This is a genomic window from Bacillota bacterium (genome assembly GCA_023511835.1).
In the GTDB taxonomy this organism is placed as follows: Bacteria; Bacillota; Sulfobacillia; order JAIMAT01; family JAIMAT01; genus JAIMAT01.
The window spans coordinates 1-14,149 of the sequence record JAIMAT010000019.1; the positions used below are offsets into that span (position 1 = coordinate 1).

The 14,149-nt window shown below is 72.3% G+C and carries 14 protein-coding genes; 9 read left to right on the forward strand and 5 right to left on the reverse strand.

Translation table 11 applies throughout. The features are described from left to right. Nucleotides 1–279 precede the first annotated feature (279 nt). Complete coding sequence (gene oxlT / locus K6U79_04860) at nucleotides 280–1,617, reverse strand: oxalate/formate MFS antiporter (GenBank protein ID MCL6521689.1); 1,338 nt, start codon at nucleotides 1,615–1,617, stop codon at nucleotides 280–282. Between the two features lie 507 nt (nucleotides 1,618–2,124). Between oxlT and K6U79_04865 the strand changes: the two genes are divergently transcribed. The 6 genes from K6U79_04865 (at nucleotide 2,125) to K6U79_04890 (ending at nucleotide 7,761) form a co-directional block, all read left to right on the forward strand. Continuing rightward, complete coding sequence (locus K6U79_04865; protein ID MCL6521690.1) at nucleotides 2,125–2,274, forward strand: hypothetical protein; 150 nt, start codon at nucleotides 2,125–2,127, stop codon at nucleotides 2,272–2,274. Nucleotides 2,275–2,413: 139 nt separating this feature from the next. Further along, nucleotides 2,414–3,127, forward strand: coding sequence for a GntR family transcriptional regulator (locus K6U79_04870; protein MCL6521691.1), 714 nt, complete (start codon nucleotides 2,414–2,416; stop codon nucleotides 3,125–3,127). Between the two features lie 248 nt (nucleotides 3,128–3,375). After that, a complete protein-coding gene (locus K6U79_04875) occupies nucleotides 3,376–4,287 on the forward strand; it encodes an IclR family transcriptional regulator (protein MCL6521692.1) in 912 nt (303 codons plus the stop codon). Then, nucleotides 4,208–5,797: an ABC transporter substrate-binding protein gene (locus K6U79_04880; protein MCL6521693.1), complete on the forward strand. Its 1,590-nt coding sequence runs from the start codon at nucleotides 4,208–4,210 to the stop codon at nucleotides 5,795–5,797. The genes K6U79_04875 and K6U79_04880 overlap by 80 nt, the downstream gene beginning before the upstream one ends. An 81-nt stretch (nucleotides 5,798–5,878) precedes the next feature. Then, nucleotides 5,879–6,838, forward strand: coding sequence for an ABC transporter permease (locus tag K6U79_04885; protein MCL6521694.1), 960 nt, complete (start codon nucleotides 5,879–5,881; stop codon nucleotides 6,836–6,838). 14 nt (nucleotides 6,839–6,852) lie between these two features. After that, nucleotides 6,853–7,761 (forward strand): ABC transporter permease, encoded by a 909-nt coding sequence (locus K6U79_04890; protein MCL6521695.1) that lies wholly within the window; start codon nucleotides 6,853–6,855, stop codon nucleotides 7,759–7,761. Nucleotides 7,762–7,788: 27 nt separating this feature from the next. On the opposite strand, the gene K6U79_04895 is transcribed toward K6U79_04890, so the two are convergent. Then, nucleotides 7,789–8,997 carry an alanine--glyoxylate aminotransferase family protein gene (locus tag K6U79_04895; GenBank protein ID MCL6521696.1) on the reverse strand — a complete coding sequence of 403 codons (1,209 nt, stop codon included), beginning with the start codon at nucleotides 8,995–8,997 and terminating at the stop codon, nucleotides 7,789–7,791. A gap of 152 nt (nucleotides 8,998–9,149) precedes the next feature. Here K6U79_04895 and K6U79_04900 point away from each other — a divergent pair, with 152 nt between their 5' ends. Both K6U79_04900 and K6U79_04905 read left to right on the forward strand, forming a co-directional pair. Continuing rightward, entirely contained in the window at nucleotides 9,150–10,601 is a 1,452-nt protein-coding gene (locus K6U79_04900) for a hypothetical protein (protein ID MCL6521697.1), read from the forward strand. Beyond that, nucleotides 10,598–11,221, forward strand: coding sequence for a response regulator transcription factor (locus K6U79_04905; protein MCL6521698.1), 624 nt, complete (start codon nucleotides 10,598–10,600; stop codon nucleotides 11,219–11,221). The genes K6U79_04900 and K6U79_04905 overlap by 4 nt, the downstream gene beginning before the upstream one ends. 130 nt (nucleotides 11,222–11,351) lie before the next feature. On the opposite strand, the gene K6U79_04910 is transcribed toward K6U79_04905, so the two are convergent. From K6U79_04910 to K6U79_04920, 3 genes are read right to left on the reverse strand one after another with little or no spacing between them, the layout of a single operon-like run. Beyond that, entirely contained in the window at nucleotides 11,352–11,999 is a 648-nt protein-coding gene (locus K6U79_04910) for a hypothetical protein (protein ID MCL6521699.1), read from the reverse strand. Continuing rightward, complete coding sequence (locus tag K6U79_04915; protein MCL6521700.1) at nucleotides 11,996–12,448, reverse strand: 4Fe-4S binding protein; 453 nt, start codon at nucleotides 12,446–12,448, stop codon at nucleotides 11,996–11,998. Before K6U79_04915 ends, K6U79_04910 begins: the two co-directional genes overlap by 4 nt. 5 nt (nucleotides 12,449–12,453) lie before the next feature. Beyond that, nucleotides 12,454–13,077: a hypothetical protein gene (locus K6U79_04920; GenBank protein MCL6521701.1), complete on the reverse strand. Its 624-nt coding sequence runs from the start codon at nucleotides 13,075–13,077 to the stop codon at nucleotides 12,454–12,456. 207 nt (nucleotides 13,078–13,284) lie between these two features. On the opposite strand from K6U79_04920, the gene K6U79_04925 reads away from it, so the two are divergent. Continuing rightward, nucleotides 13,285–14,142, forward strand: coding sequence for a DegV family EDD domain-containing protein (locus K6U79_04925; GenBank protein ID MCL6521702.1), 858 nt, complete (start codon nucleotides 13,285–13,287; stop codon nucleotides 14,140–14,142). Nucleotides 14,143–14,149 lie beyond the last annotated feature (7 nt).

The window sequence follows — 14,149 nt, forward strand, 5'->3', positions numbered from 1 at the left end:
CAGCGTCTTCACGATGTTCCCCGCCAGGATCTTCTGGAAGATCCCGCGGTACGTCACGTCCACCGAACCGCTCGCCAACTCGTCCTGCCTCCCTTCGGCGACGGGACCTGCCGCGTGCATCGCGTTGGTATACGGCATACCAAGAAGCTATTCCTGCCGGCGTGGCTGGCGCCGGCGGGAGCCGGCCGCCCGGGCTGCCCGGCGGAAGCCGCCCGCGGCCGGCCCCCTTTCCCGGCCACCGATCCCCCGGACCGGGGCCGCCCCTTCAACCTCGGCCCGTCAGTGCGAGACCGCCTGCCCAGCCACCGGAGCGGTCGCGTCGGCCAGGCGCCGAGCCTCCTCGGCCGTGCGCCGCGCCAGCGGCCGCAGCCAGACCAGCGCCAGGACCGCGTCCAGGGCGCTGGCGATGACCATGGCCCAGAAGACCGGCAGCCAGCCGCCGGTGTCGGCAGCCGCCAGCGCGGCCACCGGCCCGGAGAAGATGGAGGCCACACCCTTGGCCGTATACAGGAAGCCATAGTTGGTGGTCGCCCAGGTCCGGCCGTAGAGGTCGCCCACCGCGGCCGGGAAGAGCGAGAAGATCTCGCCCCAGGAGAAGAAGGCCAGCCCCGAGAGGACGATGAACCAGACGGGGTGGTGGATCAGCTGCATCAGGGCCAGGATGGTCAGCGCCTGGATGGAGAAGGCGATGAACATGGTGTTCTCGCGGCCGATGTGGTCGGAGACCCAACCCCAGAAGGGCCGCGTGATCCCGTTCAGGATCCGGTCCAGCTGGACCGCCAGGACCAGGGCGGTCATGCCGAAGGCGACGACCACCTTGTCGACGTGGTAGTACTTGGCGATGGGGTTGATCTGCGCCGTCACCACGAGCCCGCTGAAGGCCATCAGGGTCATCATGAAGTAGAGCACCCAGAAGGACCTCTGGCGGAACATCTGAGCGGGCGTCAGGTCCACCTTGGAAGTCGTGACCCGCTGGCTGTGCGCCGCCTCGCGCTGGCTCCAGCCCTCGGGAACCCAGCCCTTGGGCGGCTGGACCATGAAGTAGCCCGCCACCATGGTGGCCAGGCCCTGGATGATGCCCCAGACGATGAACGCGTGCTGGTAGCCGCTGGAGGCGATCATGGAGGCGATGGGGGCGACCGTGATGGCGGTGCCGATGCCGTAGCCGCCCGCCGTGATGCCGGCGGCCAGCCCGCGGCGGTCCGGGAACCACTTGAGCGCGTTGCCCATGGCGGTGGCGTAGACCGTGCCGGCACCCACGCCGCCCAGCGCATACCAGAAGTACAGGCCCCAGAGGCTGTGCGTCAGGCCGGAGCCGATCCAGCTGATGCCGCTCAGGAAGCCTCCGATCAACATCAGCGTACGGATCCCGAAGCGGTCGGCGAGATAGCCTTCGGCGGGATCCAGCCAGGTCTCCGCCAGGACGAAGAGCGAGAAGGCCACCTGCACGGCGGCCAGCGACGCGTTCAGGCTGGACTGGAGCGGCGTGGTGAAGAGGGTCCAGGCATACTGCAGGTTGGCGATCGCCATCATGGCGATGACGCCGGCCACCAGTTGCCACCAGCGATTGACGATGCGAACCCCGGCGGCCGGCACGGCCGCCTGCTGCGACGACATGGCAGCTCCCTCCCCCGTGGCCGCACCGCGGTTCCGCCCCTCGCCGGTGCGGCTCAACCCGTCGATTCGGATCTTCCGTCCACCGTAGGTACGGGCGGCCCCGAGGCGCCACCTCGAGGACCGGTATGCCGCATACCGTCCGCCTAAGGGCAAGGTAGCGGCCCTTTTCGTCGTTGTCAACGGCCGGTTTCGGGTTATACGGAGTGAAAACCGCTCTACCTCTTGCCCGATCGGTGAATTCCGACGTAACAAGTACGAATTCCGGAAAGGAGGCCGGTGTGCGCTTCTCCCGCGGGTTGTCCGGCGGTCCGCAGCGGCCGGGCCAAGTTCTCCGTTTCACTTTTTCTGCAGATGGCATACGGTCCACCCCTTGGAAGAGCGCCTCGGCGGAACTACACTAATGGCGTGGGCGTCGCTGCGAACGGCGTGGCGTCCTCGCCGGGATCGGCTCAAAAACCACCGGGATCGGTCAAAAAACCGCACTCAGTCTTCCGGGGGTGAGGGACGGTGGTTGCCGCTGAGCTGATCGCGGTGCTCGGTCTCGCGCTGTTCGCCGCGATGGGCTATGTCCAGGCGCGCTCGGAGAGCAGGCGCCTGGCGGCCCGCGAGGCAGGCCGGCCAGCCTTGCGCGTGGTCAACGGACGTCGGGTCGCCTGAGGCCACCGGCGGCCCCGCGGCCGCCGCGAGAAGGCGACGACGGCAAGCCGGTCCTTCGGGGCCGGCTTCTTTACCACCATACGGAGCCGCGCCCACCGGCATTCGCCGCCCGCGGCGGGCGGCGGAGGAGGGAAGTCGGGTGAACCTCCCGCGCCTGGAGGCGGAACACTTCCCGGTGGTCGTCGACGAGGTCTCCAAGGCCATCCGCTCCGCCATCCTCGACGGCCGCCTCGGAAGGGGAACCCATCTCGTCGAACGCGAGCTGGCCGACCAACTGGGGGTCAGCCGCACGCCCGTCCGCGAGGCGCTCCGCCGCCTGGAACGCGAGGGCCTGCTCGTCTACGAGCCGCGCCGCGGCATGGTGGTCAGCGGCTTCGACGAGCAGTCGGTCCGGGACCTCTACCTGATGCGGGAGCTCCTCGAGGGGCTGGCCGCGCGGCTCGCCGCCGAGCGCCACCAGCCGGGCGAGATGGAGGAGCTGGAACGCCGTCTGCGCGAGGCGGAAGCGGCCGTCGAGCGCGACGACGTCGACGCCGCGGCGGCCGAGAACGTGGCGCTCACCCTCCAGATCTACCGCATGGCCCACAGTCCGCGCCTGGAGCAGACGCTGGCCGCCCTGCGCGACTACATCGAGAGCTTCACGCGCGCCGGATACCGCGACGATTGCCGGCTCCGGCAGGCCCACCGCGAGCACACCGCCATCGTGGCGGCCATCCGCGCCGGCGACGGCGCTCTGGCCGAGGAGCTGACCCGCCTCCACGTGCGGCGCTCGCTGGGCAGCTGGGAGCATCTGAAGCCGGCCCAGGCCGCTGCCGGCCAGCCGACGGAACCGCTCTCCACCCCCTCCCGCTAGCCGGCGCCCGGGCGGCGGCCCGCCGCCCCGGTTCGCCTTCCCTCCCCGCGCAGCCCCAAACCTTCCACCGGCCCCGTCCGGAGGCCGGGCGAAAGCCGGCACCGCCCCGCCGGGAGAGATCCGTACACCTCGGGCCGGCGCGGATCGAATTCGCCTCCCGAGCGGAAGGAGTCCGACGAAGCGCGTCGAACATGGCGTCAAATCCTCCGGAACTCGGTTTCCGCATAGGAAACCGCGCCCGTCAGGAGGTGTCTCCCTCGCCGACTCCGCCCATCGGCTCGCTGGCCCGGGCGCTCCGGCTGCTGGAGCAGTTCACCGCGCGCCAGGACGTCTGGGGCGTCCGCGAGCTGGCGCTGGCCACGGGCATGAGCAAGGCCACCGTCTCCAAGGTGATGGCCACGCTGCGCGCGTACGGCTACGTCGTCCAGGACCCGGTCAGCCGGCGCTACCGGCTGGGGCCCGCCTTCATCTCGCTGGGACGCGTGGCCTCGCGGAAGCTGAACGTGGTCGGCGCCGCGCGGCCGCTCCTGGAGCGGCTGGCGGCCGAGACCGGGGAGACGGCGGTGCTCATGCTCCGCGCCGGCATGCGCTCGGTCTGCGTGGCGACGGCCGAGGCGCCGCAGCCCATCCGGGTGGCGGCCACCGTCGGCCGCTACGCCTCGCTTCACGCGGGCGCCTCCAACAAGCCGATCCTGGCCTTTCTCGGCGACGAGGAGATCGAGGAGTACATCGCCTCGCCCTTCTTCGTGCCGCGAGGGCCGCGCTCCATCGCGGAGGCGGAGGCGCTGCGGGCCCATCTGGCCGAGATCCGGCAGAGGGGCTTCGCCACCAGCGAATCCGAGGTGGAGCCGGGGGTGAGCGCCTGCGGCGCCCCCGTCTTCGACGCCGCGGGCGAGGTGGTGGGCGCCGTCAGCATCACCGGGCCCTCGGACCGGCTGAACGGCGAGGCGATGGCGGCGGCGGCCGGATACGTCCGGCGGGCGGCGGAGGATCTCAGTCGCGCGCTCGGCTGGCGCGGCGAGAATGGCCGCGCGCGGGGGGCGGAAGAGCGGTCCGGAGAGATCGAAGGAGGCGGGGTCTATGTGGCGGCGACTGGGCCGCACCGGGCTGGTGGCGGTCGCGCTGGCGGCGCTGCTCCTGGCCGGCTGCGGCGGAGGTAGCAGTAGCAGTAGCGGGAACGCCGGCAGCAGCGGCGGCACGGGTCAGCAGCAGAGCACGGGGGCGGGGACGGCTTCCTCGCAGGCGGGCGGCACGATCACCATCGGGATCAACGCCGATCCGCCCAACCTCGATCCCGCGGGATCGACGGCGCTGGTCGACCGGTACGTGCAGAACAGCATCTTCGACAAGCTCTACGACGTGGACGCCAACCTGAAGGTGGTGCCGGTGCTGGCGGCCAGCCTGCCGGAGATCTCCGCCGACGGGAAGACGTACACCATCCACTTGCGCCAGGGGATCCAGTTCACCGACGGGACGCCCTTCAACGCCGACGCGGTGATCTACAACCTGAAGCGGTACATGAGCCCCGACTCGGCACGGCATTCGGAGCTCTCCTTCGTCTCGGACGTGCAGAAGGTGGACGATTACACGGTCCGCATCGTGCTCTCCAAGCCCTTCAGCCCGCTCCTCTACACCCTGACCGACCGGGCGGGGATGATGGGCTCGCCCGCGGCCATTCAGAAGGAGGGGGCCAACTTCGGCCAGCACCCGGTGGGCACCGGGCCGTTCATGTTCGAGAGCCGCATCAAGGGCGACCAGATCGTGCTCGTCCGCAACCCGCACTACTGGCAGAAGGGGCTGCCGAAGGCGGATAAGGTCGTCTGGAAGGTGGTCACCGACGACAACGTCAAGGTGGTCAACCTGAAAGCGGGCCAGCTGGACATCATCGACACGGTGCCGGCCCAGTCGGTGGGCGACCTCCAGTCCAACTCCGCCTTCCGTGTCGACATCGGGCCCGGCCTCGGCTTCCAGGGGCTCTATCTGAACGTCCAGCAACCGCCCTTCAACAACGTCTACCTGCGGCGCGCCGTCGACCTGGCCATCGACCGGGCGGCCCTGGTGAAGGTGGTCTTCGGCCAGACCGCGGATCCGGGCTACGGGCCCTTCCCGGCGGGCACCCCGGCGGAGGCCGCTTCGGGCACGCCGCCGGCGGTCGACCTGGCCAAGGTGAAGCAGCTGCTGGCCCAGGGCGGCCACCCCAATGGCTTCACCTTCACGCTCAAGATCGCCACCTCCCCGGTCAACCAGCAGGTGGCCCAGGTGCTGAAGAACATGCTGGCGCAGGCGGGCATCACCATGAACATCCAGCAGGAGGAGTTCGGGACGTTGCTGGACGACTCGACGAAGCATAACTTCCAGGCCAGCGCCCTGGGCTGGAGCGGCCGTCCCGACCCCGACGGCAACATCTACAGCTGGTTCTACACGGGCGGATCGCTCAACGACTCGGGCTACTCCAACCCCAAGGTGGACCAGCTGCTCGACCAGGCGCGGGCGACCAGCGACATGACCCAGCGGGTGGCGCTCTACACGCAGGTGATGGAGATCATCCACCAGGACGTGCCGTACGTCTACCTGTACTTCCCGAAGAACGTGAAGGCGTTCACCGCCCAGCTGAAGGGCTTCGTCAACGTGCCGGACGGGATCATCCGGACCGCCCAGCTGGGCAAGTGAGTTCATGAGGGGCGCCTGCGCGCCGGCTCCCGCCCCGCCTCCGGCGGGCGGGGCCGGCCGCCGCCCCCGGGGGATGCGACCATGTGGACCCACTTCCTGAGGCGCCTGATGCTCGCCATTCCGGTGCTCTTCCTGGTGAGCGTCATGGTCTTCAGCCTCATCCACCTCATCCCGGGCGATCCGGGCCGGACCATCCTCGGCCCCGAGGCGACGCCCGACGCCGTGCGCGCCTTCGACCACCGCCTGGGGCTCGACCGGCCGCTGCCGGAGCAGTACCTGCGCTGGCTCCTGCGGGTGCTGCATGGCGACCTGGGCAACTCGCTGGTGGACGGCACGCCGGTCAGCCTCCTGATCGCCCAGCGCCTGCCGGCGACGGCCGAGCTGGCGGTGGGCGCGCTGCTGCTGGCGATGCTCCTGGCCATCCCGGCCGGCATCCTGAGCGCCACACGCCAGGGAGGCTGGGGCGACGCGGCGGGGACCTTCCTCTCGCTGGCCGGGCTCTCGCTGCCGCAGTTCTGGCTGGGGCTCTTGCTCATCCTCTACTTCGCCGTCCGCCTTCACTGGCTGCCGGCCTCGGGCTACGTCCCCTTCTTCCAGGACCCCGTCCAGAACCTGAAGACCATGCTCCTGCCCATCGTGGTGACGGGCCTGCGCGAGACGGCGGTGACCATGCGCATGATGCGCTCGAGCCTCCTGGACGTGCTCGACCAGGACTACGTCCGGACCGCGCGCGCCAAGGGCCTCCCGCCCGGCGCGGTCATCCTGCGCCATGCCACGCGGAATGCGTTGATCCCGGTGGTCACCACCAGCGGCCTGCAGCTGGCGGGCCTGCTGGGCGGGCTGGTGATCACGGAGACCATCTTCGTCATCCCGGGCTTCGGCCGCCTGATCGTGGACAGCATCCTCAACCGCGACTTCGTCACCCTGCAGGGGGCGGTGCTGGTCTCGGCCGTCCTGGTCATCGCGGTCAACTTCCTCGTCGACCTCCTCTACACGGTGCTGGATCCGCGCATCCAGCTGGCGAGGGGGGCGCGCGCATGATGGAGCCGCGACCGATGGACGTCCCGGCCGCCGAGGCGGGTGCCGCCGGCGGCGCCGTGGCCCGGCCGGTGCGGTCCGCGCGCTTGGGCCTGGCCCTGCGCCGCTTCGCCCGCAACCGGCTGGCCGTCTTCGGGGCGGTGGTCGTCCTCCTGCTGGTCGTCACCGCGGCGCTGGCACCCTGGCTGGCTCCGCACAGCCCCTACGCGCAGGACTACCAGGCGCTCCTCCAGCCGCCCTCGGCCGCCCACCCGCTGGGCACCGACGACCTGGGCCGGGACGAGCTGGCGCGCCTCATCTATGGCGCCCGCATCTCGCTCGAGGCGGGCCTCATCTCCGTCGGCCTGGCCGTGGCCATCGGTCTTCCGCTGGGGCTCTTCTCCGGCTACGTGGGAGGCTTCTGGGACGAGGTGGTGATCGGCCGCCTGACCGACGCCATGCTGGCCTTCCCCTCGCTCATCCTCGCCCTGGCCATCGCCGCCGTGCTGGGCCCCAACCTGACCAACGCCATGGTGGCCATCGGCATCAGCATGGCGCCCAATTACGTCCGCCTGATCCGCGGCCAGGTGCTGGCCGAGCGGGAGCGCGAGTACGTCGAGGCGAGTCGCGCGCTGGGCGCCGGCGTCGGCCGCCAGATCTTCCGCCACATCCTGCCCAACGTGCTCAGCCCGCTGCTGGTCCAGGCCTCGCTGGGCGTCGCCTCGGCCGTCATCGCCGAGGCCAGCCTCAGCTACCTGGGGCTGGGCACGCAGCCGCCGACGCCCAGCTGGGGCTCCATGCTCCGCACCGCCCAGGGCTACCTGACGACGGCGCCCTGGCTCTCGTACTATCCGGGCCTGGCCATCTTCCTGGTGGTCCTGGCCATCAACCTGGTCGGGGACGGCCTGCGCGACCTGCTCGACCCGCGCCAGAGACGGCGCGTCTGAGCCGGCCGGGCGGGGCCCGGCCCGCCCTCAGGCGCCCGTCAGCGCCTCCCGGTAGGCCGCCAGGGGGTCGCCCGGCATCGGCCAGCCCGCCTCGCGCAGGAGCGCGGCCAGCGCCGCGACGAAGCGCTCGCCCTTCTCCGGGCGGGCGTTCTCGCCCATGTGGCCCGCGCGCCAGACGAGGCCGGCCGCCGGCCCCCAGCTCCCCGCCATCATCACGCCGTACCCGCTCCAGAGCCGCTCGCGCAGCTCGGCCTCGCGCGGCCGGAGCGGCTCGGGGACAAGCCAGGCGGTGACCGAGGGGGAGGCCGCCGCCTCCCGCGGGTAGAGCTCCAGGCCGGCCGCGCGCACGGCCGCCCGCATCGCCCGCGCCAGGCGCTCGTGGCGGGCCAGGCGCTCCCCCTCCGGCTCGTCCAGCGCCCGCCGGGCCGCCTCGTGGAGCGCGTAGACGTCCGAGGTGGAGGGCGTATAGGGGAAGATCCCCTGGCCCAGCCACTCCTCGTGCCATCGCCAGAGGTTGAGGTAGACGCCGGGGACGGGGCGCCGGCGCCGGCGCATCCGCTCCCAGGCGGCCGGGCTGACGCTGAGGAAGGCCAGCCCCGGCGGCGCCGAGAGCGCCTTCTGCGAGCCGCCCAGGACCACGTCCGCCCCCCAGGCGTCGCTCTCCAGCGGCGCCGCCCCGATGGCCGAGACGCTGTCCATGACGGTCAGGATGCCGTGGCGCTTCAGGACCGGCAGGAGCCGGTCGACGGGGTTGAGGAGCCCCGTGGGCGTCTCGCAGTGGACCAGGGTGGCCAGGGCGAAGCCCTCCGGCTGGCGCGCCAGGAAGCTCTCCAGTCTCCCGGCGTCCAGTGGCTCCCGGTCGTCCGCCTCGAAGAGCGTCACCTCCGCCCCCCAGTCGCGGGCGAAGTCGGCGAAGCCCCGCCCGTAGAGCCCGTTGGCCAGGCAGAGGACGCGGTCGCCCGGCTCCACCAGCGAGGCGACGGCCGCCTCCAGCCCCAGCAGGCCCTCGCCCGCCAGGATGAGGACGTCGTTCGAGGTGTGCATCAGCTCGCCCAGCCGCCGGCAGGTCGTCCGGTAGAGGCGGGCGAAGTCGGGGTCGAGATCCGAGTTGGCCACGGGCAGGGCCATGGCGCGCCGGACCTCCTCCGCCACCTCGGTGGGGCCCGGGGTGAAGACCAGCCGCTCTTCCAGGCGTCGCGCGAAGCCCAGCGGATCGTGGCCGGCGTCGTCGTTCATGGGCCGCTCCTCCCTTCGTCGGGCGGCCCGGCCGCCCGCGCACGGCGCGGAGGGGCCGGAGCCCGGGATCGGCTTCGCCGCCGGCGCGGCCAGCCCTCCCCGCGGCGCCCGGCGTGCGCGGCGGTAGGATGGCGGCGGAGGGGAGGGAAACGATGGGCGCATCCTGGAGCGCCTGGACGGCCGACGGGCTCCTCATCTACTTCGTCTACGGGCTGGCCTTCTTCTCCACCGGCCTCCTCATCGCCGCCCAGAACCTGCGCGCCAGCCGCCTCCGGCTCAGCCGCGCCATCTGGTACCTGGCGCTCTTCGCCCTCTTCCACGCGCTCTCGGAGTGGGCGAACGTCTTCGTACCGCTCCAGGCGGGGCGGCTGGGCGCGGCGGCGAGCGGCCTGCTGCACGGCCTGCAGCTGGCCGTGGTGGTCGTCTCCTTCCTGTTTCTCGTCGAGTTCGGGGTGACGCTGCGCGCCGAACAGCAGGGCGGCGACGGGCGCGGGCGGTGGCTCCCCCTGCCCCTGGGCCTGGCCTGGGCCGCCGCCTTCCTGGCGGCCGGCGTCCTCTATACGGGAACGGGCCAGCGGTGGCTGGCCGCCGGCTACCTGCTGGCCGAGCTCCTGCTGCTCGGGCCGGGGGCGCTCCTCTCCGCGTTCGCGCTGGTCCAGGAGGCGCGGCGCATCGGCGCAGAGGCCGAGGCGGGCGCGCCGGAGAGCCGCCAGGTGCTCCGGCGGGTGGCGGCGAGTCTCCGCTGGACGGCCGGCTGCCTCCTGGGCTGGGCCGCGGTCCCGGAGCTGCTGGAGTCGCTCGACCCCTTCAGCGGCGGCCTGGGACGCGGTCCTGTGGCGGCCGCCCTGGACGTGCTGGCGGTCCCCGCCGGAACGGGCATCGCGGTCTTCACCCTGCGGACACTGGAGATCTTCCGCGTCGAGGAAGAGCGCCGCCTCGAGCAGCTGGAGCAGTCCAACGCGCTGATGCGCGAGCGGAACCGGATCGCCTCCGACCTCCACGACGGGGCGGTCCAGATCCTCTACGCCATCGGCATGGAGGCCGACGCGGCGCTCCTGGCGCGCCGCGGCCAGGAAGAGCACCTCGCCGTCATCAAGGATCTGGCGCAGAAGGGGATCGCCGAGACCCGCGCCGTCATCCGGGAGATGCGCCAGATCCCCTGGAACGGCGCCTCGCTGGGCGAGGCGCTGCGGCGCCTGCCCGCCGAGGTGGCGCTGCCCGCCCTGCCGGAGGTGGAGGTGGAGGTGGAGGTGCACGGCGAGGAGGGCCCGCTTCCCGTGGAGGTGCGCAGCCTCCTCTACCGGGTGGCGCGCGAGGCCTTCGTCAACGCCTGCAAGCACTCCGGCGGCCGGCGCGTCCGGCTCGCCCTGGAGTTCGGCCCGGAGGCGGTCCGCCTGGCCGTCAGCGACGACGGCCGCGGCATCGACGAGGCAGCGCGGCGGAAGATGCTGACCGACTCGGGCCACTTCGGCCTCAGCGGCCTCGCCGCCCGCCTGGCGGAGCTGAACGGGAGCCTGGAGATCGCCGACCGCCCGGGCGGGGGCGCCGTCGTCCTCGCCTCGATCCCCCTGGGCGGCGGCCAGGAAGGGGTGGCACGGCGATGATCCGTCTCCTGCTGGTGGACGACCACGAGGTGGTGCGGCGCGGCCTGCGCTCCATCCTCCAGGTGGATCCCGAGCTGGAGGTGGCCGGCGAGGCGGCGACGGCCGAGGAGGCGCTGGAGCAGGCGCGCCGTCTCCGCCCGAACGTGGTGCTGCTGGACCTGCGCCTGCCCGGCGCCGGCGGCCTGGAAGCCTGCCGGCGCCTCCTGGCGGAGGAGCCGGAGGTCCGCGTCATCATCCTCTCTGCCTTCGACCAGCTGGAGGACATCCGCCAGGCCTTCCTGGCCGGGGCCCGCGGCTACGTCCTGAAGAACGCCGACGGGGGCAGCCTCATCCGCCATATCCGCGCGGTGGCCGCGGGCGAGGTGATCCTCGACCCGCAGCTGACCGGGCGCGTCATGAACCTGATGCGCCCGCCGACCGAGGGAACGGAGCCGCTGACGGAGCGGGAGCTGGAGGTGGTGCGCCTGGTGGCGGCGGGCCTGACCACGCGCGAGATCGCGCGCCGCCTCTACCTGCACGAGAACACCGTCAAGACCCACGTCCAGCACGCCATGAGCAAGCTGGGCGCGGCCAACCGCGCCGAGCTGGCCGCCGAGGCGACCCGCCGGGGGCTGGTTTGAGGTCCCGTCGAGGGCGGGCGGCGGGCTGCGGATGCGCAGGGGGGGGCGGCCGGGGCCGCCCCCCCCCTTTCTCTCCTGTTCCCGCCCGACCCCGGCCGGGCGAGGCGGGCCCGTCGCTGCGGCCTCGCCCTCACCGGGCGGCGGTGGCTCCGCGCCGCTCTTCCCGGGCCTGGACGGGACGGCCGGTCGTGCGCAGGACGTGGCTGAAGAGGTAGCCGGCCACGGCCGCCAGCCCGGCGTACGAGACGTAGAGCAGCGCCAGGGCGACTCCGGGGTTGCTGCTGGTGACCAGCCAGCTGTTGACCGGCGCCAGGTAGGCCTGGTCGCCACCTTCCACGCCCAGCGCCTGCGGCACGAAGAAGAGGACTGCACCCGCCAGAACCAGCCCGCTCACCCAACGATAGGCGCGCAGGTCGTCGTCGGCGTCGCGCGTCAGCTTGACGGCCAGCGCACCGAAGAGGAGGACCGCTGCCAGCGAGCCGGTCAGCGGCAGGTCGGCGCCGCGCACCAGGTCGGGGAAGAAGCAGACGACGCTGACGGCGAAGGTGAGCACCAGCACCAGGTCGCGCGAGAGCACGTAGAGCATCCACCAGACGTCGGCGGCGAAGCGGAGGGTGAACTTCCTGAGCATGCGCAGCATGTAGGGCCGCGCCAGCTGGAGGATGAGCGCCAGAGCCCAGAGGGCGGGCATGGCGGCGATCAGCGTCTGGACCAGCCAGTCGTGGCCTGCCGCCACCAGCGTCTGACTGAGCAGGTCGCTCAGCTTCTCCGGGGTCATCGTCCTCGTCCCCCTTTCGGAAGCAGGGTGGAGCGGGTCCGCCAGCGCGGCCGCGAGCCCCACGGGTTGGAGAGCGTCGTGCGGCGGGCCGTGGCGCGGGTGTAGCTGGAAAGCGGATGCCAGGCTCCGTCCTCCTCCGGCTCGGCCGCCTGCGGCCCCTGCGAAGGGGCCAGGGCCACCGGCCCGTCGACGCGCTCGATGGTGATGATGTTGACCGGGCATTCCTGGGCGCAGATCATGCAGCCCGTGCACTCGCCCACCTGGATGGGGAAGACCGTCATCCACGGGTAGGGGGCCTCTCCGGGGGCGACTTCCTGCCGGGAGCCGTCCCGGCCCTCCGGGCCGGCGAAGCGGGGCCGGGTCATGTCCAGCGCTCGCACCGGGCAGACGTCCATGCAGACGCCGCACTGGATGCAGGCCGAGCCGTTGCTCCGGAACCGGTAGGCCACCGTCCTCATCCCCTCAGCGCCCGGGCGCGCGCGCCGGGCGTGCGCAGGCTGTAGGCGGCGGCCCAGGCGCCCAGCACCACCATCAGGACGAGCGAGACGTAGGTCAGCACCAGGGCCACGCCGGGGTTGCCCGACGTGGTCAGCCAGGCGGCCAGCGGTCCCACGCCGCGGAAGGAGCTGGCCTGGACCCCCAGGAAGGTGGGCACCAGGTAGAGCAGCGAGCCGGCGGCCACCAGCCAGGTGACCCGGCGGAAGGCGACCGGATCTTCGTCCACGTCGCTCGTCAGCTTCACCACCAGCGAGGCGAAGAGCGCGACCGTGGCAAGCGAACCGGTCAGCGGCAGGGCGTTCCCCTCCACCACGTCCGGGAAGAAGAACATGAAGCTCAGCACCAGGGTGACGACCGAGATCAGGTCGCGGACGAGGACGTAGAGGACCCACCAGAGATCGGCCGCCATGCGCAGCGAGAACTTCTGGAGCATCTGAAGCATGTAGGGCCGGGCCAGCTGGAGCGCCAGCACCAGGAGCCAGAGCACCGGCAGCGCCGCCGCCAGCGTGCCCTCCAGGAACTGCTCGCCCGCTCCCATCACCACGCCCTGGACGACCTGGGCGATCTGGTCGGGGGACACGGGACCTCACCTCCGCCATCGTCGTAGCTCCAGGCAGGGGGCCGGCGCCTCCTCCGGCCGGCCAGAGGTGGCGCCGCGGGAGGACTGGGGCCTTTGGCGGAGGCGGCTCACCCGAAGGGGTATCACCCGCCCCCGCCGCTCCTACCGGACGGTAGGCAGGAGCCCGTCCGCGGCCGCGGTAGCCGATCGGGCGGGAGGAGGGCGGCTATGCAGCGGGTGGCCATCGTCAGCGACAGCGCCTGCGACCTGCCGGCCGGGCTGGCCGCGGATCTGGGGATCGAGCTGGCGCCCGTCCACACCATCATCGACGGGCGGGACTACCGCGACCGGGTAGACATCCCGGTGCGCGAAGCCTACCGGGCGCTGGTGGAGCGGCGTGCGGTCAGCACGGCGGGCGCCTCGGGGCAGGACTTTCTGGAGGCTTACCAGCGGGCTCTGGAGCGGGCGGAGAGCGTGATCTGCCTCTCCATCGGACCCTCGCTCAGCGTCACCTACCGGAACGCGCTGGCTGCGCGCGAGCTCCTGGAGGAGGCCGACATCACGGTGGTGGACAGCCGCTCGGTGCTGGCCCCGCAGGGGCTGGTGGCGCTGGCGGCCGCCCGGGCGGCGCGCGAGGGCGCCGGCCGGGAGGAGGTGCTGGCGCTGATCGAGCGCCTCATCGATCGGACGCACATGTTCTTCACCGCCGACACGCTGGAGTTCATGGCCCGGGGCGGCCGCCTACGCATGCTGGAGGAGGAGCTCGGCTCGCTGGAAGGCCAGCGGCCGGTGCTGCGCGTGGCCGCCGACGGCTGGCACGCCGTGGGCAAGGCGCCCTCGCGCGAGGCGAGCATCGAGGAGTGCCTGCGGCGGATGCACGCCGACCTGCAGGCCATGGGCTGGCGGCCGGGCCATCCCCTGCGCGTGGTGGTGGACCAGGCGCTCTGCGAGGAGGAGGCGGAGGCGCTCCTGGAGCGGCTTCGCCGCGAGTACCGGGTGGAGGAGGGCTTCCTCTGGGAGGTGAGCCCCACCGCCGGCGTCCACCTCGGGCCGGGGATGCTGGGGGTCGCCTACCAGCTGCTCTAGCCGGATC